Origin of the sequence: Streptomyces sp. NPDC047880 (genome assembly GCF_040706515.1) — a bacterium.
Lineage (GTDB): Bacteria > Actinomycetota > Actinomycetes > Streptomycetales > Streptomycetaceae > Streptomyces.
In genome coordinates, this window is record NZ_JBEZOK010000028.1 from 32,095 (window position 1) to 58,202 (window position 26,108).

28 protein-coding genes and 1 pseudogene are annotated in these 26,108 nt (G+C 72.8%); 14 read left to right on the plus strand and 15 right to left on the minus strand.

Features of this window, described 5'->3' with window-relative positions; all coding sequences use genetic code 11:
* The first annotated feature begins 358 nt into the window (after positions 1-358).
* The 3 genes from AB0937_RS32025 (at position 359) to AB0937_RS32035 (ending at position 2,759) form a co-directional block, all read left to right on the plus strand.
* Positions 359-1,207: a transglycosylase SLT domain-containing protein gene (locus AB0937_RS32025; protein WP_366716656.1), complete on the plus strand. Its 849-nt coding sequence runs from the start codon at positions 359-361 to the stop codon at positions 1,205-1,207.
* 21 nt (positions 1,208-1,228) lie between these two features.
* Positions 1,229-2,077 carry a hypothetical protein gene (locus AB0937_RS32030; RefSeq protein ID WP_366716658.1) on the plus strand — a complete coding sequence of 283 codons (849 nt, stop codon included), beginning with the start codon at positions 1,229-1,231 and terminating at the stop codon, positions 2,075-2,077.
* A gap of 136 nt (positions 2,078-2,213) precedes the next feature.
* A complete protein-coding gene (locus AB0937_RS32035) occupies positions 2,214-2,759 on the plus strand; it encodes a sigma-70 family RNA polymerase sigma factor (protein ID WP_366716660.1) in 546 nt (181 codons plus the stop codon).
* 45 nt (positions 2,760-2,804) lie between these two features.
* On the opposite strand, the gene AB0937_RS32040 is transcribed toward AB0937_RS32035, so the two are convergent.
* The 5 genes from AB0937_RS32040 to AB0937_RS32060 form a co-directional block, all read right to left on the minus strand.
* Positions 2,805-3,230 (minus strand): acyl-CoA thioesterase, encoded by a 426-nt coding sequence (locus AB0937_RS32040; RefSeq protein WP_366716662.1) that lies wholly within the window; start codon positions 3,228-3,230, stop codon positions 2,805-2,807.
* Between the two features lie 79 nt (positions 3,231-3,309).
* On the minus strand, positions 3,310-3,945 hold the full coding sequence (locus tag AB0937_RS32045) for a hypothetical protein (protein ID WP_366716664.1): 636 nt from the start codon (positions 3,943-3,945) through the stop codon (positions 3,310-3,312).
* A 62-nt stretch (positions 3,946-4,007) separates the two neighbouring features.
* Positions 4,008-4,856: a cytochrome c oxidase assembly protein gene (locus AB0937_RS32050; protein WP_366716666.1), complete on the minus strand. Its 849-nt coding sequence runs from the start codon at positions 4,854-4,856 to the stop codon at positions 4,008-4,010.
* On the minus strand, positions 4,856-5,419 hold the full coding sequence (locus AB0937_RS32055; RefSeq protein WP_366716667.1) for a DUF2243 domain-containing protein: 564 nt from the start codon (positions 5,417-5,419) through the stop codon (positions 4,856-4,858). Before AB0937_RS32055 ends, AB0937_RS32050 begins: the two co-directional genes overlap by 1 nt.
* A gap of 141 nt (positions 5,420-5,560) precedes the next feature.
* The gene (locus AB0937_RS32060; protein ID WP_366716669.1) at positions 5,561-6,769 is read right to left on the minus strand and encodes a pyridoxal phosphate-dependent aminotransferase; all 1,209 of its coding nucleotides are present in this window, start codon (positions 6,767-6,769) and stop codon (positions 5,561-5,563) included.
* A gap of 86 nt (positions 6,770-6,855) precedes the next feature.
* Here AB0937_RS32060 and AB0937_RS32065 point away from each other — a divergent pair, with 86 nt between their 5' ends.
* Positions 6,856-7,512 (plus strand): winged helix-turn-helix transcriptional regulator, encoded by a 657-nt coding sequence (locus AB0937_RS32065; protein WP_366716671.1) that lies wholly within the window; start codon positions 6,856-6,858, stop codon positions 7,510-7,512.
* A 56-nt stretch (positions 7,513-7,568) separates the two neighbouring features.
* Here AB0937_RS32065 and AB0937_RS32070 read toward each other — a convergent pair whose 3' ends face one another.
* The 3 genes from AB0937_RS32070 to AB0937_RS32080 are packed head-to-tail and all read right to left on the minus strand — an operon-like array spanning position 7,569 to position 11,163.
* Entirely contained in the window at positions 7,569-8,360 is a 792-nt protein-coding gene (locus AB0937_RS32070; RefSeq protein WP_366716673.1) for a hypothetical protein, read from the minus strand.
* Positions 8,360-9,625 (minus strand): VWA domain-containing protein, encoded by a 1,266-nt coding sequence (locus tag AB0937_RS32075; protein WP_366716675.1) that lies wholly within the window; start codon positions 9,623-9,625, stop codon positions 8,360-8,362. Before AB0937_RS32075 ends, AB0937_RS32070 begins: the two co-directional genes overlap by 1 nt.
* A 44-nt stretch (positions 9,626-9,669) precedes the next feature.
* Complete coding sequence (locus AB0937_RS32080; protein ID WP_366716677.1) at positions 9,670-11,163, minus strand: IucA/IucC family protein; 1,494 nt, start codon at positions 11,161-11,163, stop codon at positions 9,670-9,672.
* A gap of 101 nt (positions 11,164-11,264) precedes the next feature.
* Here AB0937_RS32080 and AB0937_RS32085 point away from each other — a divergent pair, with 101 nt between their 5' ends.
* Together AB0937_RS32085 and AB0937_RS32090 are read left to right on the plus strand one after the other, a co-directional pair.
* Positions 11,265-12,797 (plus strand): IucA/IucC family protein, encoded by a 1,533-nt coding sequence (locus tag AB0937_RS32085; RefSeq protein WP_366716679.1) that lies wholly within the window; start codon positions 11,265-11,267, stop codon positions 12,795-12,797.
* A 63-nt stretch (positions 12,798-12,860) separates the two neighbouring features.
* On the plus strand, positions 12,861-13,232 hold the full coding sequence (locus AB0937_RS32090) for a (2Fe-2S) ferredoxin domain-containing protein (RefSeq protein ID WP_366716681.1): 372 nt from the start codon (positions 12,861-12,863) through the stop codon (positions 13,230-13,232).
* Here the strand turns inward: AB0937_RS32090 and AB0937_RS32095 are convergent.
* The 3 genes and pseudogenes from AB0937_RS32095 to AB0937_RS32105 form a co-directional block, all read right to left on the minus strand.
* Entirely contained in the window at positions 13,227-13,646 is a 420-nt protein-coding gene (locus AB0937_RS32095; protein WP_366716683.1) for a universal stress protein, read from the minus strand. The genes AB0937_RS32090 and AB0937_RS32095 overlap by 6 nt on opposite strands.
* Positions 13,647-13,648: 2 nt before the next feature.
* Positions 13,649-15,148, minus strand: a complete 1,500-nt coding sequence (locus tag AB0937_RS32100; RefSeq protein ID WP_366716685.1) for an APC family permease — start codon at positions 15,146-15,148, stop codon at positions 13,649-13,651.
* 79 nt (positions 15,149-15,227) lie between these two features.
* Positions 15,228-15,431: pseudogene (locus tag AB0937_RS32105) on the minus strand (iron chelate uptake ABC transporter family permease subunit); the annotation flags it as partial.
* 81 nt (positions 15,432-15,512) lie between these two features.
* On the opposite strand from AB0937_RS32105, the gene AB0937_RS32110 reads away from it, so the two are divergent.
* Both AB0937_RS32110 and AB0937_RS32115 read left to right on the plus strand, forming a co-directional pair.
* Positions 15,513-16,427 (plus strand): HipA family kinase, encoded by a 915-nt coding sequence (locus AB0937_RS32110; RefSeq protein WP_366716687.1) that lies wholly within the window; start codon positions 15,513-15,515, stop codon positions 16,425-16,427.
* Positions 16,424-16,756 carry an Rdx family protein gene (locus tag AB0937_RS32115; RefSeq protein WP_366716689.1) on the plus strand — a complete coding sequence of 111 codons (333 nt, stop codon included), beginning with the start codon at positions 16,424-16,426 and terminating at the stop codon, positions 16,754-16,756. The genes AB0937_RS32110 and AB0937_RS32115 overlap by 4 nt, the downstream gene beginning before the upstream one ends.
* 1 nt (position 16,757) lies before the next feature.
* Here AB0937_RS32115 and aceB read toward each other — a convergent pair whose 3' ends face one another.
* Together aceB and AB0937_RS32125 are read right to left on the minus strand one after the other, a co-directional pair.
* Positions 16,758-18,383 carry a malate synthase A gene (gene aceB / locus AB0937_RS32120; RefSeq protein ID WP_366716690.1) on the minus strand — a complete coding sequence of 542 codons (1,626 nt, stop codon included), beginning with the start codon at positions 18,381-18,383 and terminating at the stop codon, positions 16,758-16,760.
* A gap of 208 nt (positions 18,384-18,591) precedes the next feature.
* Positions 18,592-19,206 carry a nucleotidyltransferase family protein gene (locus tag AB0937_RS32125; protein ID WP_366716691.1) on the minus strand — a complete coding sequence of 205 codons (615 nt, stop codon included), beginning with the start codon at positions 19,204-19,206 and terminating at the stop codon, positions 18,592-18,594.
* Positions 19,207-19,449: 243 nt separating this feature from the next.
* Between AB0937_RS32125 and AB0937_RS32130 the strand changes: the two genes are divergently transcribed.
* On the plus strand, positions 19,450-19,779 hold the full coding sequence (locus tag AB0937_RS32130; protein WP_366716693.1) for a DUF5955 family protein: 330 nt from the start codon (positions 19,450-19,452) through the stop codon (positions 19,777-19,779).
* Positions 19,780-19,981: 202 nt separating this feature from the next.
* Here AB0937_RS32130 and AB0937_RS32135 read toward each other — a convergent pair whose 3' ends face one another.
* Positions 19,982-20,779 (minus strand): IclR family transcriptional regulator, encoded by a 798-nt coding sequence (locus AB0937_RS32135; protein ID WP_366716695.1) that lies wholly within the window; start codon positions 20,777-20,779, stop codon positions 19,982-19,984.
* Positions 20,780-21,028: 249 nt separating this feature from the next.
* On the opposite strand from AB0937_RS32135, the gene allB reads away from it, so the two are divergent.
* Together allB and alc are read left to right on the plus strand one after the other, a co-directional pair.
* Positions 21,029-22,369, plus strand: a complete 1,341-nt coding sequence (gene allB / locus AB0937_RS32140; protein WP_366716697.1) for an allantoinase AllB — start codon at positions 21,029-21,031, stop codon at positions 22,367-22,369.
* Positions 22,370-22,407: 38 nt separating this feature from the next.
* Positions 22,408-23,523, plus strand: a complete 1,116-nt coding sequence (gene alc, locus AB0937_RS32145; RefSeq protein ID WP_366716699.1) for an allantoicase — start codon at positions 22,408-22,410, stop codon at positions 23,521-23,523.
* A 208-nt stretch (positions 23,524-23,731) separates the two neighbouring features.
* Here alc and AB0937_RS32150 read toward each other — a convergent pair whose 3' ends face one another.
* The gene (locus tag AB0937_RS32150; RefSeq protein WP_366716701.1) at positions 23,732-24,475 is read right to left on the minus strand and encodes an SDR family oxidoreductase; all 744 of its coding nucleotides are present in this window, start codon (positions 24,473-24,475) and stop codon (positions 23,732-23,734) included.
* A 111-nt stretch (positions 24,476-24,586) separates the two neighbouring features.
* Here AB0937_RS32150 and AB0937_RS32155 point away from each other — a divergent pair, with 111 nt between their 5' ends.
* The 3 genes from AB0937_RS32155 to AB0937_RS32165 all read left to right on the plus strand — a co-directional run bounded on the left by AB0937_RS32155 (position 24,587) and on the right by AB0937_RS32165 (position 26,071).
* Positions 24,587-25,408, plus strand: coding sequence for an AIM24 family protein (locus tag AB0937_RS32155; protein ID WP_366716703.1), 822 nt, complete (start codon positions 24,587-24,589; stop codon positions 25,406-25,408).
* A 19-nt stretch (positions 25,409-25,427) separates the two neighbouring features.
* Positions 25,428-25,583 carry a hypothetical protein gene (locus AB0937_RS32160; protein WP_366716705.1) on the plus strand — a complete coding sequence of 52 codons (156 nt, stop codon included), beginning with the start codon at positions 25,428-25,430 and terminating at the stop codon, positions 25,581-25,583.
* Between the two features lie 92 nt (positions 25,584-25,675).
* Positions 25,676-26,071: a ribonuclease domain-containing protein gene (locus AB0937_RS32165; protein WP_366716707.1), complete on the plus strand. Its 396-nt coding sequence runs from the start codon at positions 25,676-25,678 to the stop codon at positions 26,069-26,071.
* Positions 26,072-26,108: the final 37 nt, after the last annotated feature.

Below are 26,108 nucleotides of genomic sequence, written 5' to 3' on the forward strand. Positions count from 1 at the left end.
CCCGTCGCGGGGGCCGGGCCCTGCCCCGCGCTGGGCGGGGCGCTCGTGCGGGAGGTGCCGCCACCGGGGGCCGCGCTGGGCGGGGCGCTCGTGCGGGAGGTGCCGCCCCCCGGGGCCGCCGGCCGTCCGGGCTTCGGTCCCCGGACCCATGACTGCGGGTTCGACGGCGTTGTCTCAGGAGTGCTCATGTGCGGTCAGCCCTCCTTCTCCGCTCGCGCTTCGGCTGTGCTGGATCATCTGATGTCCACGGGTTTGAACTGAATTGCCCCCGGGCCCGTTTCGATCTCCCGAGCCCGTCGACAGCACAACGGGCCGTCCAGCCGTCGCGGTTCAAGGCAAGAGGAAGAAGGCGGGCCCCATGAGCGCGGGCACGGGAGAAAGCGGGGAGGGCGGGACCTCCACCGCCGTCCGGAACACCATCGCCGCCGGCACCGGCTGCGGCTGCCTGCTGTCGCCGCTCGCGCTGCTCGGCACCCTGGTCGTGATCGTCATCATCGGCGGCTTCGGGGTCCTGCTGGCGCCGCTGATCGCGCTGATCCTGCTGTTCTCGGGCGGCGGAGACGGTTCCGCCGGTGCGGACGACGCGGACGAGGTGATCGCCGTCTTCAACGGCGACGGCGGCGGCGAGCTGGACACCTCGACGGTGCCGGAGGATCTGGTGGACCCGATCGAGGGGGCCGGTGATCTGTGCGGCGGGATCGGCCCGGTCGTCATCGCCTCGCAGATCGAGCGGGAGTCCGGCTTCAACAGGGAACTGGTCGGCGAGAACGGCGAGGAGGGCATCTCCCAACTGCCGCCCGCGGTCTTCGAGAAGTACGGCGAGGACGACGACGACAACGACGAGACCTCGGCGTTCGACGCCGAGGACTCGATCATGGCCCAGGGCCGTCATCTGTGCGATCTGGCCGGCCAGGCCCAGCGGATGATCGACGCGAACGAGGCCACGGGCAGCGTCCTGGACCTCGCGCTGGCCGGCTACCACGTGGGGATGGACGCCGTGCGCGCGGCCAAGGGGGTGCCGCGGACGAACGAGGCGCAGGGTTACGTCCTCGCCGTCCGGGCCCAGTTCGCCAAGTACGCGGGTGTGGCCGCCCCGCCTCCCGGCGCCACACCCGGAGTCACCCCGGGCGTCACTCCCGGCGTCACACCGGGAACGGACCCGGATCCCACGGCTTCCCCTTCCGCGTCCGCCGCTTCCGGCGTCTGAGCATCAGGAGGACTCGCAGTCATGACCCGCTTCGCGGTACGCATCCCGGGTGAGGGACTCGCCGAGATCAACGGCGAGCCCCTGGTCGTCGAGGAGGGTGGGTCCGTGCACGAGGCCGTGCTGGACCACCTGCAACGTCACGCGCAGGAGCGCGCCGCCGCGGTCGAGGCCACGGTGAACGACGGCCTCTCGGAGGCCCACTTCGTGCTTCGGGTGGCACCCGACGGCTCCAGCCGCCTCCTCGATGCGACGGAGCGGACGCAGGCGGTGGACCACGACCCCCCACCGCCACGGCCGGCCGCGGCGCCCGCACCTGCTCCCGCTCGCGTCTCGGCCGTCGCCGCGGCGGTCGCCCGGGCCAGGGCCGCAGCGACGGCACTCCCCGCGACTGACCCGCCCGCCCCGCCTCCGCAGCAGTCCCGCCCCCTTCCGCCGGAACTCGCGGACCGGGTCGCGCACATCAACGCGCTGACGGCCACGGGCCGGGTCGAGGAGGCGTCCGCCGAGGTGACCGTCCTGCGCGAGGCGCTGACGCGGTCGGCGGGCACGGAGCACCCGGACGCGCTGGAGGCACGGGCCATGGAGGCGTACCTGGCGCATCTGCGCGGAGACCACAGGGAGGCGACCGTCCTGGCCCTGTCGGTGGCCCGCATCCTGTGCGGCGCCGGTGACCCCGGGGCCCCGGCGGCGATCGCACGGGCGGCGGCCGCCTGGCAGCGCCTGGAGGACGGCAGGGCGGCGGTCGTCCACGGCAGCGAACTGCTGCACATGTGGGACCGGTTGAGCGCCGCCGGCCGCCTCACGCCGGCGGACGAACGACTGGCCCGCCGGGTGCGCGCCCAGGTGGAGTCGCTGTCGGCCTGGGTGTGACCGGACAGGCGATGTACGGGCCGTGGACCGCGCGTCAAACGAGCGTGGAACGCCCCTGACCACACTCCGTTCCACCGGAGGCCCCGGTTCCGGCCGACTTGGCCGGGCGGGCCGCCCCAAGGAGCAGGAGCAGACCATGAACGTGACGGTGATCGGGTCCGCGAGCGCGGTGTCGCCCGAGGAACGGGCGCTGAGGGACCTCTATCTGGAGCACGGCCCGGCCCTCTACGCCTACGTGCTGCGCATGCTGGGCGGGGACACCCACCGCACGGAGGACGTCCTCCAGGAGACGCTGCTGCGCTGCTGGAACAAGCAGACGCTCGCCGACGGCGAGGGCATGGCCGTACGCCCCTGGATGTTCCGCATCGCCCGCAACATCGTGATCGACGCACACCGGACGAAGATGGCCCGCCCGCAGGAGATAGGCGGCGCCGACTGGCTGACCGAACTGGGCAGCGACGCCGACGACATCGAACGCATGCTGTCGTCCATCGTGCTGCACGACGCCCTGCGGGCCCTGACCCCGGCACACCGCGAGGCGCTGGAGGCGACCTTCTTCGCCGACCGCACCACGCACCAGGCGGCCGACGCGCTGGGCGTCCCCCAGGGCACGGTGAAGTCCCGCGTCTACTACGCCCTGCGCAGCCTCAGAGCGGCCCTGGAGGAACGCGGTGTGCGCTGACCGGCCGCGCCGCGGGGCCGCCCGCAGGGGACCCGGCCCACGGCCCTACGAGAGGCCGAACAGCCCCGGGTCGGACGCCAGCTTCCTGAAGACCGCGGCGGGATCCGCGACCAGCCTGCGCTGCTCCAGGTCCAGGATCCCGCCGACCGCCGTGATCTCCGCGGCCACCGTGCCGTCGGCCTTCACGACGGTCTGCTCGATCCGGAACGTCTTGCCGCCGCTCCACTCGAAGGCGCAGGTCACCTCGATTTCGTCGCCCGCGAGCAGCTCGCGTTTGTAGCGGATGGTCGTCTCCAGGGCGACCGGGCCCACACCGCTGCCGACGAGGGCGGACTGGCTGATCCCGGCGGCGTGGAGCAGCGACCAGCGGGCGTGCTCCGCGTAGTTCAGGTAGACCGCCTGGTTGAGGTGTCCCTGACCGTCCGTCTCGTAGCCACGGACGGTCACAGGGACGGAAAACGGCTCGCTCACGGCTTTCCCTTCTCGCGCCGGATCTCTCGCACCGGACTCTCGTGCACTGCGCAACGATCCACCGATCTTGGCATGCCCATCACGTCCGGCGCGGCGAAGCCAGCAGATACCGGCTTCCGGTGCGCGGCTCGCGGTGCTCGCTCACCTGCCAGCCTGCCCCTTCCAGGGTGGCCGCGCAGGCCCGCAGCGCCTCCCCGTCCGGCTCGTGGACGGCGACCGCCTCCGGCTGCGGGGTCTCCCGTACGCGATAGCCCCCGCCCTGCTGCCCCGCCGGAGCGTGCCCGGCCGCCTCCAGGGCCAGCGCCGCCGCCCGCACCAGATGCGTACGCTCCCAGCCGCACGGCCGGCCCACGTCCCCGCCCGGGTTGGTCATCCGGCGCAGCTCCAGCAGCCCCTGCCAGGCGCTGTGCACCTCACGGCGCCGGGCGGGACCGGCGGCCGCGGTGATCTCCTCACCGCCCACGCGCGCGGCGAACACGCCCGTCGACGCGGGAGCCTCCGTGGGCCCGGCCGCCTCGGGCACCTGGGTGATGCCCTGCCGCACCCGGTGCCCCTCCGGTGTCAGGAAGTGGTCGTGCGGCGGCCGCGGGTGCCGGAAGGCCAGCCCCCGCTTCACCAGGGCGGTGAGCTGCGCCTCCGTGCCCCGCAGCCGCCCCGTCACGGGATCGGCGGCGTCGATGACACGTCGCTGCGCGGCGGTCGGCGGTCGGGTCACGGCGGCCTCCTCTCCCGCTCCCGGCGATCCCCCGAGGGGCACACGCCCCACCTGCTCGAAGGCTACGACCCGCCACTGACATTCGGGGCCGGGACGGCTCCCCGCCCCGCGCCCCGGCCCGCCGCCCGCCGGGGCTCGGGCCGCCAGGTGGACACCAGCGCGGCGGCCAGCAGCAGCTCGGCCAGGTCGCCGCCGTAGTACATGATCTCCGCGCCGCCCTGCACCTGGTCCACGGGCGCGTGGATGTCGACCCAGAAGCCGCCGTACATCAACTGGGAGATCACGGCGTGCGCCGCGATCGCGACGCCGAGGTAGACCAGCCGGGCCCTGACCCCCGGCCGGGCGGGGGCCGGGTCGGGGCCGGCGATCACGTGGGCGAACAGGCATCCGGAGAGCAGGAAGTGCGCGTGCAGCAGCCAGTGCGCGGCCGGGTCGGCCGTGGTCGCGTCGTACAGGGGGGTGAAGTACAGCACCGCGAGGCTGCCCGTGGAGAGCGCCAGCGCGACCGCCGGGTGGGTGAGCACGCGCGCGGGCGGACTGTGCAGCACCGCGGTCAGGCGCCGGGCCCGGGACGTGGGCAGGGTGCGCAGCAGGAGCGTGACGGGGGCGGCCAGGACCAGGGCGAGCGGCGCGTACATGCCGATGAGGAGGTGCTGGACCATGTGCCCGCGGAAGTCCTCGTGGGCGAAGGAGGCCACGGGCGGCAGCAGCGCTCCCCCGAGCAGGAGGATCCCGCCGAGGAACCAGCCGGTCCGCCACCGGCTCCAGCCGAGGGCCGGATTGCGGTGGCACGCCCGGCGGACGAGCAGCAGGTAGGCACCGCAGGCGGCGAACAGCAGCAGCGCGGGCGGCAGCCAGTCCGGGGTGCCGCCGCCCGCGGCGTGCCCGTGCTCGGGCAGGTGGTGGCCCATCAGCCGTGCAGACCCTCATGCCGGCCGGCCGCCGCACCGGGGCCGAACGCCCGGCCGCCGCGCTGAAGCAGGTGGCCGCCGGCGACCAGCAGGGCCCCCAGGACGAGGAAGCCGATGTCCCACCAGAGCCGGCCCTCCCCGTCGTGGACGTGGTGGATGCCGAGGACGTGGTGGTCCAGCACGCCCTCCACGAGGTTGAACAGGCCCCAGCCGACGAGCATCCAGCCCCACAGCACCCGGGAGGTCCACACCCGCAGCCGGTCGTGGGTGACCCGCGCGTACAGCACGGCCAGCCCGAGCAGGACCGCGAGCCAGCACACGGTGTGGAAGACGCCGTCCCACAGGGTGTTCATCTGCAGGCCGGAGACCGTGTGGGGGTCGTAGTACTTCACCCCGATGCGGTCCTGATTGGTGCTGGAGAGCATGTGGTGCCACCGCAGCAACTGGTGCAGCAGGATGCCGTCGGCGAATCCGCCCATGCCCACCCCGAGCACGATGCCCGGGAGCTTGATGTCCGCCGGTCGTGCGGTGCCGAACCGGGCTTCGCCCTGTGTGGTGGCCATCACTCGTCTCCGCTCCTGCCTGGGGGAAGGACCGAGGACGACGTTCCCCGCTGAGCGGCGCTCACGCCCGGCGCCGGTGCCTGCATCCGGCTCAAAGGCCCTTTCCGGCCGTCCCCCGTGTGGCCGGGAAACGGCCTGCGCCTACTGGCGGTACCCGCCGAGGAACCGCCCGATCCGGCCGATCGCCGCCTCCAGGTCCTCAGCGTGCGGCAGGGTCAGGATGCGGAAGTGGTCCGGAGACGGCCAGTTGAAGCCCGTGCCCTGGACCACCTGGATCTTCTCCCGCAGCAGCAGGTCGAGCACGAACCGCTCGTCGTCGTGGATCCTGTGCACCTTGGGGTCGAGGCGCGGGAAGGCGTAGAGCGCGCCCTTCGGCTTCACGCACGTCACGCCCGGGATCGCGTTGAGCATCCGCCAGGCCACGTCCCGCTGCTCCAGCAGCCGTCCGCCCGGGGTGGTCAGCTCGCGGATGGACTGCCGTCCGCCGAGCGCGGCCTGGATGGCGTACTGCGCGGGCGCGTTGGCGCACAGCCGCATGGAGGCCAGCATGGTGAGGCCCTCCAGGTAGTCCTTCGCGTGCTGCCGCGGGCCCGTCACCACCAGCCAGCCGGAGCGGAAGCCCGCCACGCGGTAGGTCTTGGACAGGCCGCAGAAGGTGAGGACGACCAGGTCGGGGGCGAGGGCGGCGGCCGAGTGGTGCACGGCGTCGTCGTAGAGGATCTGGTCGTAGATCTCGTCGGCGAAGACCATGAGGCCGTGCCGCCGGGCGAGGTCCAGGATGCCGTCGACGATCTCCTTGGGGTAGACCGCGCCGGTGGGGTTGTTCGGGTTGATGATCACGACCGCCTTCGTCCGGTCGGTGATCTTCGACGCCATGTCGTCGAGGTCGGGGTACCAGTCGGCCTGTTCGTCGCACAGGTAGTGGACCGCCTTGCCGCCCGCGAGGGTCGTCACCGCCGTCCAGAGGGGGAAGTCCGGGGCGGGGATGAGGATCTCGTCGCCGTCCTCGAGGAGCGCCTGCACGGCCATCGACACCAGTTCCGAGACGCCGTTGCCGAGGAAGACGTCGTCGACGCCGACCTCCAGGCCGAGCGTCTGGTATCGCTGGGCCACGGCACGCCGGGCGGAGAGGATGCCGCGCGAGTCGGTGTAGCCGTGCGCCTGCGGCAGCATCCGGATCATGTCCTGGACGATCTCCTCCGGCGCCTCGAATCCGAAGAGCGCAGGGTTGCCGGTGTTCAGGCGCAGCACGCTGTGGCCCGCCTCCTCCAGCGCGTTGGCGTGCTCGATGACCGGGCCGCGGATCTCGTAACAGACCTCGCTGAGCTTGCTCGACTGCCGGAACTCCATGCGCTGCTTCCCCTCTGGCGACTGTGCTGCTTGGTTTTACCAAGTACGCGCTTGGAAAGTCCAACAACTTGTCTAGACTGCGTCGCATGCCACCTCGCCGAAGCTACGACCAGTACTGCTCCGCCGCCCGCGCGCTCGACGTCGTCGGTGACCGCTGGACCCTGCTGATCGTCCGGGAGCTCCTCGCGGGCCCCCGCCGCTACACCGACCTGCACGCGGACCTGCCCGGGGTGAGCACCGACGTACTCGCCTCGCGGCTGAAGGACATGGAGCGCGACGGTCTCGCGACCCGGCGCCGGCTGCCGCCTCCCGGGGCGGCGTACGTGTACGAAGTCACGCCTCGGGGGCGCGAGTTGCTGCCGGTGCTGCAGGCGCTGGGGGAGTGGGGGCGGGCCGAGCTCGGCGAGCGCCGGCCGACGGACGCGGTGCGGGCGCACTGGTTCGCCCTGCCGCTGCTGCGCCTGCTGGACAGCGAGGGACTCGTCGAAGTCCGCCTGGAGGAAGGCCTGTTCCACCTGTACGCCGGTGCCGAGGAGGGGCCGGTGTACGGCGACGGGCCCGCCCCCGGGGAACCGGACGCCCGGCTGGCCCTGGACACCGCCACGTGCACGGCCATCGCCCGGGGCGAGCTGAGCCTGACCCGCGCCGTGCGGGACGGCCGGGTCGAGGTGAGCGGCGACGGCACGATGGCCAAGGCACTGCGCGAGGAAGGCGAGAAGGCCCGCACGGAGCGGGCCTTCTGAGGACCGATCAGGTGAGGGGTCGGTCAGGAGTGGTGGGTCCAGCCGGTGGGGGCCGGTCAGGCCCCCGGCGGCACCCGGGACGGCCGTCCGGCCCCGCGTGTCAGGGCGTACCCGCCGACACCCGCCAGCGCGGCCAGGATCCCGCCCACCGCGGTCCACACCCACCGGTCCGACCACCAGCCGGACGTCCAGCCGTCCTCGGGTTCGAGACCGGCCAGCACCGCCGCGTCCTCCTGCTCCTCCTCCGGCTTGGAGGCGATCCCCGGCACCAGCGGCTCGGCGAGCGAGCCGTCCACGGCCGCGGATCCGCCGATGTCCTCGGAGTCCGACCGCACCTCGGCGCCGACCGGCAGGCCGAGGTCGGCGGTGGCGACACCGACGGCCGTCAGACGGATGTAGTAGGTGCCCGGCAGCGGGTCGTTCGCCCACGGCTCCGACCAGGCGCGCACCGTGCGCAGCACACAGGCCAGCTCCACGGAGGAGGCGTCCGCCGCCGCGGTGCGGGTCTGCGCCCCGTACTGGCAGGCCTGACGGCGGCGCAGACCGTCGTAGACGTCGATCTGCCAGGTCTGGGCGGCGTGGGTCTCCGGCAGCTTCACCGTCGCCCGGACCGTGGGACGCTGTCCGGTGTCCGCGGGGAACGACCAGTACAGGTAGTCGCCGGTGGAGCCGCTCGCCGTGGCCCGCTGCCCCTGCTCGATCTCCGTCGCCGTACGGAACGACGTGCCGGCCTGCGTGGGAGCCGACGAGCCGTCCTGCGACGGGCTCGGTGAGGCGTCGGCGGCGGCCGGGGCGGCCGCCAGGCCCAGGGTCAGCAACGCCGCGCCCAACGCTCGTGTCACTCGCATCAGTTGGTCCTCCAGACCGCGACCCGCCAGCGTGACAGCCAGCCCCAGACGAGACCGGCGAGGAAGCCGGTGAGGATCAGCACGCCGAGCAGCCACCAGCCGCGGCCCAGGCCGAAGGCGGCGACATCGCCCGCCTGGTCCGGGGCGTCCACGACGTCCACCGTCAGCTCCAGCGGCAGACCGGGCGTGGTCTTCACGCCGGAGGCCGGCGAGAAGGAGTGCGAGACGGCGAGGCAGACCGCTTCCGCGGGAGCGTCCTCGTCGTCGCTGCCGGCCTTCGGGTAGCGCAGTCCCGTCGAGATCACGTCCGTACGGCCGTTGCCCGCCGCCTCACCGCGCACGATCTCGCGGCCCTTGGACGTGACGGCCCGCAGCAGCACGCCATGGCCCGGGTTCACAGCCCGGTCCGCGGCGACGCTCACCGACGCGCGCAGCTCCTGACCCGGGCGCACGTCCACCCGGTAGAAGCGCTGCTGCCCGAACTCCTCACGGTCGGTGTACAGGCCCGACTTCAGCGCAGGCGCCGCGGAGCACCGGCCGGCACCCTCGGCCGGCACCGGCGTGACCACCGGATCGGCCGCCCGGTCCACCAACTGGTTGACGCGGTCGGTGAGTTCGTCCTGGTGCTCCACCGAGGTGTAGGTGCCGCCGGTGGCCTCGGCGATGCAGCTCAGCTGCCGGCTCAGCTTGGCGGTCGGCACCAGGCCCAGGGTGTCGATGGTCAGGCCGATGCCCTTGGCCGCGATCTCGCGGGCCACCTCGCACGGGTCGAGCGGGGCGCAGGTGTCCTCGCCGTCGCTGATCAGCACGATGCGCTTGGAGCCGTCGCCGCCGTCCAGGTCGTCGGCCGCCTTCAGCAGGGCCGGGCCGATCGGCGTCCAGCCCGTGGGCGTGAGGGTGGCGACGGCCGTCTTGGCCTCGGTGCGGTCGAGCGGGCCGACCGGATAGAGCCGCGCGGTGTCCTTGCAGCCCGTCTTCCGGTCGTTGCCCGGGTAGTCGGCACCGAGCGTGCGGATGCCCAGTTCGACCTCCTCGGGCGTCGCGTCGAGCACCTCGTTGAACGCCTGCTTCGCGGCGGCCATCCGCGACTGGCCGTCGATGTCCCGGGCCCGCATCGAGCCGCTCACATCGAGGACGAGGTCGACCTTGGGGGCGTCCTGGCCCGTGGGTTCACCTGCGGCCGCCCCGGCCGGGAAGGCGAGCCCGGCCGTCAGCGCGGCGAGCAGGGCGCAGAGCCCGGCCGCCAGCCGTGTTCTTGTGATCATCGCCGGATCCTATTGATGACCCCCCACCGGCTCCAAAACGGGGTTCAGCGCAGCGGATTGGGCAGTTCCGCCCACTGGTCGCCGGGCGTGCGCGGGGAGAGGCGCATCAGCGTGAGCGCCTTCGTGGGCAGGGGATCCGCGCACAGCGCCGCGAGGTCCGGGGTGCGTGGCAGATCCCGTACGGCCGTCTCCAGGGCCGCGCCGAGCGCCGGGCCCGACCCGGCCGTGCCGGCCAGCGCGCCCGCCACCAGCGATCCGAACAGCTTGCGGCGGAGCGCGCGTTCGTCGTCCGTGACCATCCGGGCCGGCAGTTCGGGCACCGTGATGCCGTGCCGGGCCAGGCGCGCCGGGCTGACACGGATGTCGGCCAGGTCGCGATAGACCAGCCGCAGCGGGTCGCCCGCCGCCGAGAGGACCACCAGCAGGTTCTGGCCGTGCGCCTCCAGGGCCACGCCCAACTCCAGCAGCCGCAGTCCGACAGTGAGGGCGAGTCGCGCGAAGCGGCCCAGCCAGGCGGGGGAGCCGGGCAGGTCCGTGGTCGCGAGCGCCGCCACCGGCAGGACCCGCTCACCGCTGCCCGCGTACGTCTGTGGGGACTCCCGCAGGACGGCCGCGAAGTCCGGGGAACCGGCAGCCGCCGCGCCCAGCGTGCGCGTGACGTGCAGCAGGCCGTCCGTGCGCGCCGCGGGCACCCCCGCGAAGTCCGACAGCACCGCCGACGCGGCGACCGAGGGAAGGGAGATGTCCCGCACCGAGGACGTCAGGCGGGCACTCAGCGAGGTCTTCACCTGCGGCCCGCCGGGCAGGGCCAGCGTCCGCAGGGACATCAGCGGATGCGCGGGCCGCAGCCGCTCGCACGTCCGCTTCAGCACGTGCGCCGCCTGCCACGGGTGCACCGGAAGCACCACCCGCCCCCCGTCCCGCAGCTCGCCCGGCCACACGCCCGTCACCAGGCACTCCTCCTCCGGCACCGGCACCAGCCCCAGCTCCACGACCGGCCGGTGCTCGGGCCCGTAGGCCAGCTGCTCGGCCACCGAGAAACCGGGCCGGGAACGGCACGTCGGATGGAAGGGATGCCCGTCGACGATCCGCTGCTCCCATTCCCAGTCGCTCTCCGGCCAGTCGTCCCGGCCGCCCTGCTGCCCGGCCCTCGACAGCGCCAACGAGGCGACGCTGTGCCCGAGTTCGGCGGCGAAGGAAGTGGAGTGCGGTACGGCCAGGCCGGTCATCAGCCGGGCCGGATCCGCGTAGGCGGTGTCGTCGAGACGTACGACGGTGACGTATGCCCCGGTCGCGTACGGATCCGGCCGGGGACCGTGCAGCCGGCGGCCGTCGGACAGGGACAGCGTCAGACCGTCCCGGGCCTGCTCCCGGCCCACGACCCAGGGCAGCGGCTCGTGGGTGAGACCACGCCACAGCCGGGACAGCACGGCCGCCCGGGCACCGGGCAGTTCGGCCTCGTACCGCGGCAGGAGAGAGGGCCGTACGACGGACAGCTCGTCGGCCACCTCGGCCTCGGCGGTGGGGGGACGGTGCACGGGCGGGCTCCTCGGGTACGAATAGGGGCGTCACAGCGGAACGGCGACGACCGACATACTGATCATCTCCGCCCGGCACGCTGGAACGACCCTAGGGACGAGTGGAACGCGTGGACCTCATGCCCCCGCCCGCCGACGACGACTCGGCCCACGGTGACGACCCGGCCACCGGCCGCCTCGCCGACGCCTGCGCCGCCGTGCCCCTGCTGAACTGCCTGCTGCGGGAGGTGGCACGCCCGGTGCGCCGGGAGGGCGACCACCGCGTCCACCGGCTGCCCGGGGACCGGCTGCTGCGGGTGCGCGGGACACGGCGGCCCGTCGAGCCGGAGATCGACGCCGGGGGTGCCTGGCACCGCCTCGGCCACACCGAACTGGTCAAGCTCGTCACCGAGGAACTGCGCCGGCACACCGGGCTGTCCAACCACGAACTGCCCGCCGAGATGCTCGACAGCCGGGACGTCGTGGCCGCCCTGCTCGCCGCCCGCGCCCGGACCACCCCGCCCGGCGACCTCTACCTGCGCTCCGAGCAGTCCCTCCTGACCGGCCACACCCACCACCCGGCCCCCAAGGCACGCGGCGGCGGCCCCGAAGCCGACTGGCTGCCCTACGCGCCCGAGGCGTACGCCCGCTTCCCGCTGGTGCTGCTCGGCCTGCGCGAGGACACGGTCGTCGAGGACGGCGACACCTCCGCCCTCGACGCCCTCGGCGTGGCCCCGCCCGGCTACCGGCTGCTCCCGGCCCACCCCTGGCAGCTCGACCTGGCCGCGCGCGAGCTCGCCGGGGCGTTCGCGGACGGCAGGCTGATCCGGCTCGGCACCACCGCCTTCGACACCTGGCCCACCGCCGCGATCCGCACGCTCTACACGCCCGAGATGGATCTCTTCCTCAAGTTCAGCCTGGACGTGCGCATCACCAACGACATCCGCCGCCTGTGGCGCCACGACCTGCTCGCGCTGCGCAGGACCGACGCGGCCGTGAGTACCGCCTTCGCGGCGTTCGACGGGCCCTCGGCATGGCTCGGCGACCGCGGCTACCGCACCGCCGGCTTCGCCTTCGAGGCCTTGGCCGTCCTCGTCCGCGACGGCTTCGGCGGACATCTCCTGCCCGGAGCGGTCCCGGTGCTCGCCGCCGCTCTCGTCGAGGGCTTCGACGGCAGCCCGCTCGACCGCGCCGCCGACCCCGGTGCCTGGTGGGCCGCGTACCTCGCCCAGGTCGTGCCCCCGGCGCTCACGGCGTTCGCCGGGCACGGTGTCGTCATCGAGGCACACCTGCAGAACACCCTGGTCGCCGTGGACGCCGACGGACTGCCGGTGCAGGCGCTGTACCGGGACGCCGAGGGCGTGAAGCTGCTCGCGGACGTGCCGCGGCAGGCCGGCTGGGAGCGGCTCGTCTACTGCCTGGTCGTCAACCACCTCGTCGAGATCGCCGGCGCCCTCACCGAACGGCACCCCGGCTTCGACCCCTGGCCCGCCGCCCGCCGCGAACTCGCCCGTCACGACCTCCCCGAGATCCCCGCCCTGCTCACCTCCCCGACGCTCCCCGCGAAGACCAACCTGCTGCTGCGCTGGACCGGCGCGGACGGGGCCGACGCCCGCTACCGCCCGCTGCCCAACCCGCTCGCGCAGGGCACCTGACCCACCGGCGCCCCGCGCCCCCATGAAAAGATGATCACAACAGCCAGCGAGGGAGGGTGCGGCATGTCCGCGACGCCGGACCCAGGGGTCCCCTGCCGCATCGTCGTCTGCCGGGACTGCTGCTGCGGCAGCCCCAAGATCACCGGCGTCGACCACGCGGCCCAGACCGAGCGCCTGCGCGAGGCCGCACCGGTGCGGATCTCCGACTGCCTCGACGTCTGCGACCAGGCCAACGTCGTCGTCGTCCGGCCCTCCGCCGAGGGCCGGGCCGCCGGCGGCCGACCGGTGTGGCTCGGACTGGTCAACGACCCGGCCGCCACCGAGGACGTCGTCTCCTGGGTGCGCGAGGGCGGCCCCGGCGTCGCGCCCCTGCCCGACATCCTCGGCCTGTACGTCTTCACACCGCTCGCGCGCCGCCGTACCGACGGCTCATGAACCGATCGCCGGTACGCAGAGCACCGGCACGCTCGACAGGTGCAGCAGCTTGTGCGGGGTCGAGCCCAGCAGCGCCCCGCGCACCGGGCTCTCGCCCCACGTGCCCACCACGATGACCCTGGCCCCGTGCCGGGCCGCCGCGGCGAGCAGCGCCTGCGCGGGCCGCTCGTCGATGAGTTCCACCGACGTGCGCACACCGGCCTCGTCGGCCACCCGGACGGCGTGGGCGAGCGCGATGCTGCCGGCCTCGCGGACGGCCTTCTGGTGTGCGCCGTACTCCTCGCCCGTGACCCCGGGCGCGGCGACGCCGTAGACGATCACCAGCGGTTCGTCGTACGCCGTCGCCACCTCGATGGCGACGCGCAGGGCGCTCAGGGCACCCGGGGACTCGTCGAAGCCGAGGACCACCGACATCTTCAGGACTCCTTGCCGTCGACGAGGTCCGGGTCGACCACGCTCGGGTGTTCCGACCAGAAGGCGGGCGCCGTCAGCCGCCTCACGACCATCAGGATCACGCCGGCGACCGCGATGCCGACGCCGATGACGAGCGGCGGACCGACCCCGAACCACGAGACGCCGCTGTAGGAGTTGTCGGGATCGGACATGTCCGCCACGGACTCCACCAGCAGCCACGCCAGCAGCCCCGCGCCGATCAGCGGTCCGAGGCCGATCAGCAGGAAGTCGTGCACACTGCGGGTCAGTTGGCGGCGGTAGTAGACCGCACAGGCCAGACCCGTCAGGGCGTAGTAGAACGCGATCAGCAGCGACAGGGCGGTGAGGGAGTCGAAGAGGGCGTTCTCGCTGAGGTGGAACAGGACGAGGTACCAGACCACGGCGATGCCCGCGACCCACCAGGTGCTCACGTCGGGGGTGCGGAAGCGCGGGTGGATGTGGCCGAAGTGCGCGGGCAGCGCGTACCGGCGTGCCATGGACAGCCCCGTGCGCGAGGCCGGGATGATCGTGGTCTGCGTGGAGGCGAGCGCGGACGTCGACACCGCCAGCAGCACCACCCAGTCCCAGCCGCCCATCGCCTCCTCGGCGAGCAGCGCGAAGATGAACTCCTCCTCCGCCGCGTTCTCGGCGAGGTAGTCCGTGCCCGCGTAGGCCACGACCGCGAAGGCGACCGCGACGTAGGTCACCAGCAGCAGCACCGTCGACCAGATGGCCGCCTTGCCGGGAGCGGTGGCCGAGTCCTCGACCTCCTCGGTGAGGTTGACCGCCGACTCCCACCCCCAGTAGATGAACACGCCCAGCAGCAGGGACGCGGTCAGTGACGCCCCGCCCGCCCCGAACGGGTCGAGCCAGCTGAACTTCGGGTCGATGGCGTCAAGGGTGCCGGTGTCGGCGTAGACGCGGTAGAGAGCCACCACGGCGAAGGCGAGCAGACAGGCGACCTGCGCCAGGATGAGGACGTTCTGCACCTTGGCCGACAGCTCGGTGCCGATCACGCAGACGGCCGTCATCACCAGGATGAGCAGCACCGTCAGCACCTGACGGACCACATCGTGGTCGGCCCAGCTGTCCAGGCCGACGGCGAGCAGGAAGAACGTCACGGCGACGTCCGCGAGCGACCCGACGACCAGGACGCCCGTCATCGTGATGGCCCAGCCGCCGAGCCAGCCCGCCCAGGGGCCCATGGCCCGCGTGACCCAGGAGAACGTCGTGCCGCAGTCCTGGTCCACCTTGTTGAGGTAGTAGAACGCCGAGGCGATCAGCAGCATGGGCACGAACGACGCGAGCATCACGCCGGGCGCGTAGATGCCGACCAGCGCCACGACGGGACCGATCACCGCCGCCACGGAGTACGCGGGGGAGGTCGAGTTGAGCCCGATGACCAGCGCGTCGACGAACCCGATGGCGTCCGGCTTCAGACTCGCCTCCGGCGGCGGGCCCGAGTCCGTGATGTCCTTGGCCATGCTCCCTCGCTCCCGTTGTGCGTGCATCCATACAACAAGCACTTTTCGGGCGCTTCGGGCATTTAAGCCCTTCAGGGCTTCATGTCGTCCTCCGGCCGCGGACCAGCGGGTGCAGGAAGTACGGCGTGCCGATCACCGCCGTCATCAGCCCGGCCCCCGGCTGGGCGAGGGCGATCACGGTACGGCCCAGCAGGCCGGCGGTGCGGACCAGCGCGGCGCCGAGCAGGACCGCGACGGGTACGACCCGCACGTGCCGCCGGCCCGCCAGGGCCCGGGCAGCGTGCCCGCCGGCCGGGGCTCCGCCGGGCTGTCACGCCCGGTTACCATGGCCCCTTCGGATTCTGCCCTCCGTGGAGCCTGGACCATGCTGAGAGAGGTCACCGCGACCCGCTACGTCGAACCCCTGCGGTCCGGCGGCTCCGTCCCCGGAGTCGTGGAGGCGGACGACCTCGGCACGTACGTCGTCAAGTTCACCGGCTCCGCGCAGGGCCGCAAGGCGCTCGTCGCCGAGGTGATCGTCGGGGAACTGGCCCGCGCCCTCGGCCTGCGCTTCCCCGAGCTGGTCCTGGTGCACTTCGACCCGGCCGTCGCCGACGACGAGCCGCACCAGGAGGTGCGGGGCCTGCACGCGGCCAGCGCGGGCGTCAACCTCGGCATGGACTACCTGCCGGGCGCCCGGGACTTCACACCGGAGATCGCCCGGGTCTTCCCCGTGGAGCCGCTGGAGGCGGGCAGGATCGTCTGGCTCGACGCGCTGACCGTGAACGTCGACCGTACGGTCCACAGCTCCAACCTGATGCTCTGGCCCACCCTCGGCGTGACGCCCCCGCGCCTGTGGCTGATCGACCACGGCGCCGCCCTCGTCTTCCACCACCGCTGGGACGGTTCCGACCCCGAGAAGGCCTACGACTTCAGGCACCACGCCCTCGGCCACCACGGCCCCGACGTCCGGGCGGCCGACGCCGAACTTGCCCCCCGGGTCACCGAGGAACTGCTGCGGCGCATCCTCGCCGAGGTCCCGGACGCCTGGCTGGCGGACGAGCCTGGCTTCGCCACCGCCGACGAGGTGCGCGCGGCCTACGTGACCTACCTCCACGCGCGCGTGCGGGCCTCCGCGGCCTGGCTGCCCACCGACTTCCCCAGCCGGGAGGAGCTCGCAGCCGAGGAGGCCCTGAGGGCGGCGAAGAACCAGCAGGGACGCCCCGCGTGGCTCAGGCAGGTCCCCGATCTGCACGGCAAGCCCGCGGCTCAGCAGGATTGGTCGGTGCACCTCGGATGACGGACGTTCGGCGCGTCGAGAGCGAACTGGCGGAGGACTCCCCGGGCGGTTCGCGGCGAGTCGAGATCGAGTACTGCACCCGGTGCCGCTGGCTGCCCCGCGCGGCCTGGCTGGCGCAGGAGCTGCTCACCACCTTCGAGGCCGAACTGACGGAACTGGCCCTGAAACCCGGTACGGGCGGGGTGTTCGTCGTCCGCGTCGGCGACGAGGTCGTCTGGGACCGGCGCACGCAGGGCTTCCCGGAGCCGACGGCCGTGAAGCAGGCCGTACGCGACCGAGTGGCCCCGGGGAAGTCCCTGGGCCACTCGGAGAAGCCGTCCGCGGACTGAGTCAGCCCTTGAGCTGCTCGTACGCCGGGAGCGTCAGGAAGTCGGCGTAGTCCTCGTCGAGGGAGACCTTCAGCAGCAGGTCGTGCGCCTGCTGCCAGTTGCCGGCCGCGAAGGCCTCGGCGCCGATCTCGGCCCTGATGTTCGCCAGTTCCTCGGCGGCGACCTTGCGGGCCAGCTCGGCGGTGACCTGCTCGCCGTTGTCGAGGACGACCTCCGCGTTGATCCACTGCCAGATCTGGGAGCGGGAGATCTCGGCGGTGGCCGCGTCCTCCATCAGGTTGAAGATGGCGACCGCGCCCATGCCGCGCAGCCAGGCCTCGATGTAACGGATGCCGACCTGCACGGCGTTGACCAGACCCGCGTACGTCGGCTTGGCGTCCAGCGAGTCGACGGCGATGAGGTCGGCGGCCTTGACGTCGACGTCCTCACGCAGCCGGTCCTTCTGGTTCGGCTTGTCGCCGAGGACCTTGTCGAAGGCCTCCATGGCGATCGGCACCAGATCGGGGTGGGCGACCCAGGAGCCGTCGAAACCGTCGTTCGCCTCGCGGTCCTTGTCGGCGCGGACCTTCTCGAAGGCGACCTTGTTGACCTCGGCGTCCCGGCGGGACGGGATGAAGGCCGCCATGCCGCCGATGGCGTGCGCGCCGCGCTTGTGGCAGGTGCGGACGAGCAGTTCGGTGTAGGCGCGCATGAACGGGGCGGTCATCGTCACCGCGTTGCGGTCCGGCAGCACGAACTTGGCACCGCCGTCACGGAAGTTCTTGACGATGGAGAACAGGTAGTCCCAGCGGCCCGCGTTCAGCCCGGAGGCGTGGTCGCGCAGCTCGTAGAGGATCTCCTCCATCTCGTACGCGGCGGTGATCGTCTCGATGAGGACGGTCGCGCGGACCGTGCCCTGCGGGATGCCGCAGTACTCCTGCGCGAAGACGAACACCTCGTTCCACAGCCGCGCCTCCAGGTGGGACTCGGTCTTGGGGAGGTAGAAGTACGGGCCCTTGCCGAGGTCGAGCAGGCGCTGGGCGTTGTGGAAGAAGTACAGCCCGAAGTCGACGAGGGCGCCGGGCACCGGGGTGCCGTCGGCGTCGACGAGGTGACGTTCGTTCAGGTGCCAGCCGCGCGGGCGCATCACGACCGTGGCGAGCTCCTCGTTCGCCTTCAGCGCGTACGACTTGCCGGACCCCGGGTCGGTGAAGTCGATGTTCCGGGTGTAGGCGTCGCTCAGGTTGACCTGCCCGAGGACCACGTTCTCCCAGGTGGGCGCGGAGGCGTCCTCGAAGTCCGCGAGCCACACCCGGGCGCCCGAGTTGAGGGCGTTGATGGTCATCTTGCGGTCGGTGGGACCGGTGATCTCGACCCGGCGGTCGTTCAGGGCGTCCGGGGCCGGGGCGACCTTCCAGGAGTCGTCGGCGCGGATCGCGGCGGTCTCCGGGAGGAAGTCGAGGGCGGAGGTGCGGGCGATCTCGGCGCGGCGCTCGGCGCGGCGGGCGAGGAGCTCGTTACGCCGGGGCGTGAACCGCCGGTGCAGCTCGGCCACGAAGGCGAGCGCCGCTTCGGTGAGGACCTCCTCCTGCCGGGGCAGGGGCTCGGCGTCGACGATGGCCAGCGGGGACGGCGCTGGAGCGGACATGAACGGTCACTTCCTTCAGCGAGCTGTGAAGACGAGCCGGCGTGCTCGGCACCGGGTGCCAGTCTTCCCGAATACGGCGTTCCGCGCCCTGAGAGCCGTCGGGCGCTTCTGAACAGTGGATACTAGTTTCCTCATGGTGGAAGTTCAATCGTCTGTTGATGTCGAGATTCTCTGAGTCGAGGCAAGGTGGCGCTCCGTGCCACCCCGCTCACTCCAGGTGGGTCAGGTCGGCTTCGGTGTCGATGTCGAAGGGCCGGGCCACGTCCCCGCACTCGACGAGGCGTACGGCCGACCGGTGTTCCCTCAGATAGGCGCGTGCCCCCTGGTCTCCCGTCGCCGTCGCGGCGATCCCCGCCCAGTGGGCGGCGCCGAACAGCACCGGGTGGCCGCGCACGCCGTCGTAAGCGGCGGAGGCGAGTGTCTCCTCGCCCCGGTAGGCCGCCCGTACCCGGGCCACCGCCTCGGGTCCGATGCCGGGCTGGTCCACCAGGGACACCAGGGCGGCCCGGGCGTGCGTGCCTGCGAGCGAGTCGAGCCCGGCGCGCAGCGAACTCCCCATGCCCTGCTCCCAGTCGGGGTTGTCGACCAGGACGCAGCCCGGCAGTGGGGCGCGGGCGCGCACGTCGTCGGCCCGTGCGCCGAGGACCACGTGGACGGTCTCGCAGCCGCCCTCCCGCAGCACCCGCACCGCGTGCTCCACGAGGGGCCGCCCCCGGTGGGGCAGCAGTGCCTTGGGCCGTCCGCCGAGCCGCCGCCCGCCACCGGCCGCGAGCAGCAGCCCCGCGACCGCCCCCGTCCCGTCCGCCGTCTCCCGTGTCGTCATGGCTCCTGCATACCGCACGCCCCGTACAGGGGTGCGACGGCGCGGGGCGCGCGTCGGACGGGTGTGCGCTCCGGGCCAGAGAGTCACGCAGCGAAACAAGTCGATGACGCAATGGACTGGCGCCCGGTGGTCCGCGTCGTTTACTGTCGCCCGCACCGGCCGGCCGGGCGCCCGACTGCTGCCCGGTGTGGGGGACTTCGCGTCGGAAGGGCAGGCGCACGACGAGGTGCGAGGGGGAGGACTGTGTTGCGGAGCGTCGAGCAGAAGCGGCAGGGGCCCGTGGCCCGCGGTGGTGAGGACCCGCGCGTGATGGAGCTGTGCTCCGCCGTGTCCCGGTTACGCCGCCGACTGGCTGCCCATCCCGGCGAGTTCGCCGACCGGACCATCGCCGAGGAGGAACTCGCCGCGGTGGCCGCCATGGCCGCGGACGGCATCCCCGAGATCCCCCGCTTGCGCCGCTCCCTCCTGCTGATCGCGGGCGCGATCGGTTCGGTGAGTGCCCTGTCCGCGGAACTGGCGGACGTGCGGCGGGCGGTGGATCTCTTCGGGGGGCCGGTGCGGGGGCAGGGCTAGGTCCGGCCGCGAAAGTGGCGTCGTCGCCCGAAGGGCGGCCGGGCGGCGTTCGGTGCGTCCTCTCGGCGTGCCGCCCGGAAGCCCTCGTGCTGGGCGTACCCGGGCTTTCGGGCGGTGCGGCGAGCGGGCCTGCCGGGCTTTGTGCGGCAGGCGCCGGTTTCGCGACAGGCCCAGGGCATCCAGGGCCCCGGAGCCGGCACGGTCACGCGGGGCTCTGGCTGGCGAGCGCCTCGGACAGTTCCCCCGCGACCTGCTGGAGGACCGGCACGATCTTGTCCGTCGCCGCCTCCGTGACCCGTCCCGCCGGGCCGGAGATGGAGATGGCCGCGGCGGTGGGGGAGTCGGGCACCGGGACCGCGAGGCAGCGGACCCCGATCTCCTGCTCGTTGTCGTCGATGGCGTAACCCTGCCGGCGCACGTCCTCCAGGGCTTCGAGGAAGCCGTCGGGCGTCGTGATCGTCTTCTCCGTGGCGGCGGGCATGCCGGTGCGGGAGAGCAGCGCCCGCACCTCCTCCGGCGGGAAACCGGCGAGCAGGGCCTTGCCCACGCCCGTGGAGTGCGGCAGCACCCGCCGGCCCACCTCGGTGAACATGCGCATCGAGTGCTTGGACGGCACCTGTGCCACGTAGACGATCTCGTCCCCGTCCAGCAGCGCCATGTTCGCCGTCTCGCCGGTCTCCTCGACCAGGCGCGCGAGATACGGCCGCGCCCAGGTGCCCAGCAGCCGGGACGCCGACTCGCCGAGGCGGATCAGACGAGGGCCGAGCGCATAGCGGCGGTTGGGCTGCTGACGTACGTACCCGCAGGCCACCAGTGTGCGCATCAGGCGGTGGATGGTCGGCAGGGGCAGGCCGCTGCTCGCGGACAGCTCGCTCAGGCCGACCTCGCCGCCCGCGTCCGCCATCCGTTCGAGCAGGTCGAAGGCGCGCTCCAGGGACTGGACGCCGCCGTTGGCGGAGGACCGGGCGGAGTCGGTGGTGCTGGCGCTGGACGTCGGCACGGCGCGTTCCTTTCGGGGCGGGCGGGAAGGGCAGAAGCCTACCGGGCGGCCGGTTGACTCCCCGCTCGTACGTAGCTACGTTCTGCTTGCTGGAAGTTTAATTCCGCTTTGTGGAAACGTCCAGGGGTGTTCGCCTGGTGGGCGCCCGCAGCCCAGTGTGCCCTTGACGGCGCGAAAGAGGGAGTGAAGACTCCTTCAACAGAAAGTTGAATTCCGTTAAGCGGAAGTGGCTGGAAGTAAGGGGTCCGGGTGTCCGACGCTGAACTGGTGCTGCGCTCGACGCGAGTCATCACCCCCGAGGGAACGCGGGCCGCATCCGTCGTGGTGGCCGGCGGCGCGATCACCGCCGTCCTCCCGCACGACGCGCCCGTACCGCAGGGCGCCCGCCTGGAGGACCTGGGGGACGACGTCCTGCTGCCCGGCCTGGTCGACACGCACGTGCACGTCAACGACCCCGGCCGCACCGAGTGGGAGGGCTTCTGGACCGCCACCCGCGCCGCGGCGGCCGGCGGCATCACGACCCTCGTCGACATGCCCCTCAACTCCCTCCCGCCGACCACGACCGTCCCGCACCTGCGCACCAAGCAGCAGGTCGCCGCCGACAAGGCGCACATCGACGTCGGCTTCTGGGGTGGCGCCCTCCCCGACAACGTCAAGGAGCTCCGGCCGCTCCACGAGGCCGGCGTGTTCGGCTTCAAGGCGTTCCTGTCGCCGTCCGGTGTCGACGAGTTCCCGCACCTGGAGCGGGAGGCCCTCGCCCGCACCATGGCCGAGATCGCCGCCTTCGACGGCCTGCTCATCGTGCACGCCGAGGACCCCCACCGCCTGGCCTCCGCCCCGCAGCAGCCGGGCCCGAAGTACGCCGACTTCCTCGCCTCCCGCCCCCGGGACGCCGAGGACACCGCCATCGCCCGGCTCATCCGCGAGGCGAAGGCCCTCGACGCGCGCGTGCACGTCCTGCACCTGTCCTCCAGCGACGCCCTGCCGATGATCGCCCGGGCGCGGGCGGAGGGCGTCCGCATCACCGTGGAGACCTGCCCCCACTACCTGACCCTCACCGCCGAGGAAGTCCCCGACGGCGCCAGCGAGTTCAAGTGCTGCCCGCCCATCCGCGAGGCCGCCAACCAGGACCTGCTCTGGCAGGCCCTCGCCGACGGCACCATCGACTGTGTCGTCACCGACCACTCCCCGTCCACCGCCGACCTGAAGACCGACGACTTCGCGACGGCCTGGGGCGGCATCTCCGGACTCCAGCTGAGCCTGGCCGCGGTGTGGACGGAGGCCCGCAGGCGCGGTCACGGCCTGGAGGACGTGGTCCGCTGGATGTCCACGCGCACCTGCGAACTGGTCGGGCTCGACGACCGCAAGGGCGCCGTCGCGGTGGGCCGCGACGCCGATTTCGCCGTCCTCGCCCCCGACGAGACCTTCACGGTCGACCCGGTGGCCCTCCAGCACCGCAACCGCGTCACGGCGTACGCGGGGAAGACCCTGCACGGCGTCGTGAAGTCCACCTGGCTGCGCGGACAGCGCATCGTCGCCGACGGCGAGTTCACCGAACCGAAGGGGCGGCTCCTCACCCGGACCCACTGAATCCCAGCCCGGACACCCGAAAGGAAGACCTGATCATCGTGACGGCGATTCCCCGTTTCACCGGCGACGCGAACCCCTACGGAGGCGGCGACCCGTACGCGGACTACCGCTCCGCCGACCTCCCCTTCACCCAGTACGCCGACCTCGCCGACCGGCGCCTCGGGGCCGGTGTCATCGCCGCCAACGACGAGTTCTTCGCCCAGCGCGAGAACCTGCTGGTGCCCGAGCCCGCCGTGTTCGACCCCGAGCACTTCGGGCACAAGGGCAAGATCATGGACGGATGGGAGACCCGCCGTCGCCGGGGTGCCTCCGCCGGCCACCCCTGGCCGGCCGCGGACGACCACGACTGGGCGCTGGTCCGCCTCGGCGCCCCGGGCGTGATCCGCGGGATCGTGGTCGACACCGCGCACTTCCGCGGCAACTACCCGCAGGCCGTGTCCGTCGAGGGCACCTGCGTGCAGGGCTCCCCGTCACCGGAGGAACTCCTCGGGGACGACGTGAAGTGGACGACCCTCGTCCCGCGCACCCCGGTGGGCGGCCACGCGGCGAACGGTTTCGCCGTCGCCGTCGAGCAGTGCTTCACGCACGTGCGGGTCAACCAGCACCCCGACGGCGGCATCGCCCGCCTGCGCGTCCACGGCGAGGTCGTCCCCGACCCCGCGTGGCTGGAGGCGCTGGGCACCTTCGACGTCGTCGCCCTGGAGAACGGCGGCCGGGCGGAGGACGCCTCCAACCTCTTCTACTCGCCCGCGTCCAACACCATCCAGCCGGGCCGTTCCCGCAAGATGGACGACGGCTGGGAGACCCGCCGCCGGCGCGACCAGGGCCACGACTGGATCCGCTACCGGCTGGCCGCGCAGGCCCGGATCCGTGCCCTGGAGATCGACACGGCCTACCTCAAGGGCAACAGTGCCGGCTGGGCTTCGGTCTCGGTGAAGGACGGCGAGGACGGCGACTGGCGGGAGATCCTGCCCCGCACCCGCCTCCAGCCCGACACCAACCACCGCTTCGTCCTGCCGGAGCCTGCCGTCGGCACGCACGCGCGCGTGGACATCTTCCCGGACGGCGGCATCTCCAGGCTCCGCCTGTTCGGCTCCCTCACCGAGGAGGGCACGAGCCGACTGGCAGCCCGCCACCAGGAACTGGGCGGCTGACCCGCCCGCCCGGACCCGCGGGGCGCACCGCCTGGACAGCAACGGTGCGCCCCGCATCCCTCGTGGGCTGCCCGGCACCACACGCGGCTCACCGGTCCCCCCCGGGGCCGCCTGGTGCGTCCCGCACGTCTCACCGGCCGCACGGCACCGCACGCCGCACAGGCGTCATGCGGGCGGTGAGGTCCACGCCGCATGCCGCCTCAGGGCCTCACGCCGCGTGGCCTCCGTCCACCGAGAACTCCGCTCCCGTGACGTAGGTCGCCGCCGCCAGGTAGGCGACCATCGACGCCACTTCCTCCGCCGTTCCGAACCGTCCCAGCGCCGTCATCGCCGCCTGGCCCGCCGCGAACGGCCCGTCCGCCGGGTTCATGTCCGTGTCGATCGGGCCGGGATGGACCAGGTTCGCCGTGATCCCGCGCCCGCCCAGCTCCCGGGCCAAAGCCCGGGTCAGACCGGTCAGGGCCGCCTTGCTCGTGGTGTAGAGCGTCCCGCCGGGCCCAGGCACCCGCTGGGCCATGCAGCTGCCGATCGTGATGATCCGCCCGCCCTCGGACATCCGCGCGGCGGCCGCCTGGGAGGCCAGGAAGACAGCGCGCACATTGATGTCGAGGACCCGGTCGACGTCCGCGAGCGTCAGGGTGTCCAGCGGGCCGAGGACCCCGACGCCGGCGTTGTTGACCAGGACGTCGAGCCCGCCCAGCGCGTCCGCCGCCGCGTGCACCACCTCGGCGGCCTCGCCGGCCCGCGCGGCGTCCGCGCGCAGCGCCACCGCCCGGCGCCCCAGCGCCTCCACGGCCCGTACGACGTCCTGGGCCGCCTCCTTGCCGTTCACATGGCCGACGGCGACGTCCGCGCCCTCCCGGGCCAGCCGGACCGCCGTCGCCGCGCCGATTCCGCGGCTCCCGCCGGTCACGAGAGCCACCTTGCCGTGCAGGGTTCCTTGAGAAGTCATGGGTTCATCCCACCGGCCGCGCGGCACCGGCGCTGGCGGCGAACGGACGTCGAGGTCCCCGGCCCGGAGCATATCCGGAACCTTTCCCTCCGCTCCCTCCGTTCTCCGGTCGTGACACTTCAGCAAGAGATCGTCGGCAGCGCCATGCAGATGGCGGTCGTCAGCCTGCAGCCCGGTCAGACGGTGTACTGCGAGGCCGGGAAGTTCCTGTTCAAGACCACGAACGTGACCATGGAGACCCGCCTGGGCGGCCCGTCGGGCGGCGGCGGGCAGCCCCAGCCCGGCGGCAGCGGCTCCGGTGGGATGGGCGGGCTGCTGCGCCAGGCCATGGGCACGGCCATGCAGGCGGGCCAGCGCGTCCTGGCGGGCGAGTCGCTGGCCTTCCAGTACTTCACCACCGGAGACGGCGACGGCACCGTCGGCTTCGCGGGCGTGCTGCCCGGGGAGATGCGCGCACTGGAACTGGACGGCACGCGCGCGTGGTTCGCGGAGAAGGACGCCTTCGTGGCCGCCGAGTCCACCGTCGGCTTCGGCATCGCCTTCCAGGGCGGCCGCACCGGCAGGAGCGGCGGCGAGGGCTTCGTCCTGGAGAAGTTCACCGGGCGCGGCACGGTGATCATCGCGGGAGCGGGGAACTTCATCGACCTGAACCCGGCCGACTTCGGCGGCCGTGTCGAGGTCGACACCGGCTGCGTCGTCGCCTTCGAGGAGGGCATCCGGTACGGCGTCCAGCGCGTCGGCGGCCTCAACCGCCAGGGCCTGATGAACGCCGTCTTCGGCGGCGAGGGCCTGTCCCTGGCCACCCTGGAGGGCAACGGCCGCGTCATCCTGCAGTCCCTCACGATCGAGAGCCTCGCCAACGCCCTGAGGAAGGCCCAGGGCAGCGACAAGCAGGGCCCGGCGGGAGGGTTGTTCTCGACGAACGCCCAGTGAGCGGGCGTACGGCCGGGCGATGAGTGGCGCCTTTCTGCACGGCCGGGTGCCTGCACGGCGGCGGCGCCCTCGTCCGGCCCTGCCGGCGCTCGACCTCGTCGACAGCCTGCACCTGCTGACCTTCCCGGTCGTGCGCGGCTCCGGGTTCCCGCCCGAGGGGGAGGGGCGGGAGTGAGAGTCAACTTCCCGCGAACAGACGGGGCTTCACAGGAAATTCGCCGGCTTGTCATTGACATGCCAGCGTCTACGCGCGTCATCATGAACGTCATGAATTTCCCCCCACGCGCCTCGCGGCTCGGCGCAGCAGCCGCCCTCCTGTCCGCCCTCCTCGTCGGCGGAACCGTCTCCGCCACCACGGCCGACGCCGCCCCCACCGCTGTCGGCGACATCTGCTACAGCGACCTGCCGTCCCAGGCCCACGACACGCTCGGCCTGATCGAGCAGGGCGGCCCCTATCCCTTCGAGCAGGACGGCACCGTCTTCCAGAACCGGGAGGGCGTCCTGCCGAGCAAGTCGTCCGGCTACTACCACGAGTACACGGTCATCACCCCGGGCTCCTCCACCCGCGGCGCCCGGCGCATCGTCACCGGTGAGCAGAACCAGGAGGACTACTACACGGCCGACCACTACGAGTCGTTCGACCTGGTCGACTACGGCTGCTGAGCCCCGACGCGACCTGGGGGCCGGACGTCCGTCGGCG

Coding starts and splice junctions, on each gene's coding strand:
- AB0937_RS32025 (WP_366716656.1), top strand. CDS start 359: ATGAGCGCGGGCACGGGAGAAAGCGGGGAGGGCGGGACCTCCACCGCC.
- AB0937_RS32030 (WP_366716658.1), top strand. CDS start 1,229: ATGACCCGCTTCGCGGTACGCATCCCGGGTGAGGGACTCGCCGAGATC.
- AB0937_RS32035 (WP_366716660.1), top strand. CDS start 2,214: ATGAACGTGACGGTGATCGGGTCCGCGAGCGCGGTGTCGCCCGAGGAA.
- AB0937_RS32050 (WP_366716666.1), bottom strand. CDS start 4,856: ATGGGCCACCACCTGCCCGAGCACGGGCACGCCGCGGGCGGCGGCACC.
- AB0937_RS32055 (WP_366716667.1), bottom strand. CDS start 5,419: ATGGCCACCACACAGGGCGAAGCCCGGTTCGGCACCGCACGACCGGCG.
- AB0937_RS32060 (WP_366716669.1), bottom strand. CDS start 6,769: ATGGAGTTCCGGCAGTCGAGCAAGCTCAGCGAGGTCTGTTACGAGATC.
- AB0937_RS32065 (WP_366716671.1), top strand. CDS start 6,856: ATGCCACCTCGCCGAAGCTACGACCAGTACTGCTCCGCCGCCCGCGCG.
- AB0937_RS32070 (WP_366716673.1), bottom strand. CDS start 8,360: ATGCGAGTGACACGAGCGTTGGGCGCGGCGTTGCTGACCCTGGGCCTG.
- AB0937_RS32075 (WP_366716675.1), bottom strand. CDS start 9,625: ATGATCACAAGAACACGGCTGGCGGCCGGGCTCTGCGCCCTGCTCGCC.
- AB0937_RS32090 (WP_366716681.1), top strand. CDS start 12,861: ATGTCCGCGACGCCGGACCCAGGGGTCCCCTGCCGCATCGTCGTCTGC.
- AB0937_RS32095 (WP_366716683.1), bottom strand. CDS start 13,646: ATGTCGGTGGTCCTCGGCTTCGACGAGTCCCCGGGTGCCCTGAGCGCC.
- AB0937_RS32100 (WP_366716685.1), bottom strand. CDS start 15,148: ATGGCCAAGGACATCACGGACTCGGGCCCGCCGCCGGAGGCGAGTCTG.
- AB0937_RS32110 (WP_366716687.1), top strand. CDS start 15,513: ATGCTGAGAGAGGTCACCGCGACCCGCTACGTCGAACCCCTGCGGTCC.
- AB0937_RS32115 (WP_366716689.1), top strand. CDS start 16,424: ATGACGGACGTTCGGCGCGTCGAGAGCGAACTGGCGGAGGACTCCCCG.
- aceB (WP_366716690.1), bottom strand. CDS start 18,383: ATGTCCGCTCCAGCGCCGTCCCCGCTGGCCATCGTCGACGCCGAGCCC.
- AB0937_RS32125 (WP_366716691.1), bottom strand. CDS start 19,206: ATGACGACACGGGAGACGGCGGACGGGACGGGGGCGGTCGCGGGGCTG.
- AB0937_RS32150 (WP_366716701.1), bottom strand. CDS start 24,475: ATGACTTCTCAAGGAACCCTGCACGGCAAGGTGGCTCTCGTGACCGGC.
- AB0937_RS32160 (WP_366716705.1), top strand. CDS start 25,428: ATGAGTGGCGCCTTTCTGCACGGCCGGGTGCCTGCACGGCGGCGGCGC.
- AB0937_RS32165 (WP_366716707.1), top strand. CDS start 25,676: ATGAATTTCCCCCCACGCGCCTCGCGGCTCGGCGCAGCAGCCGCCCTC.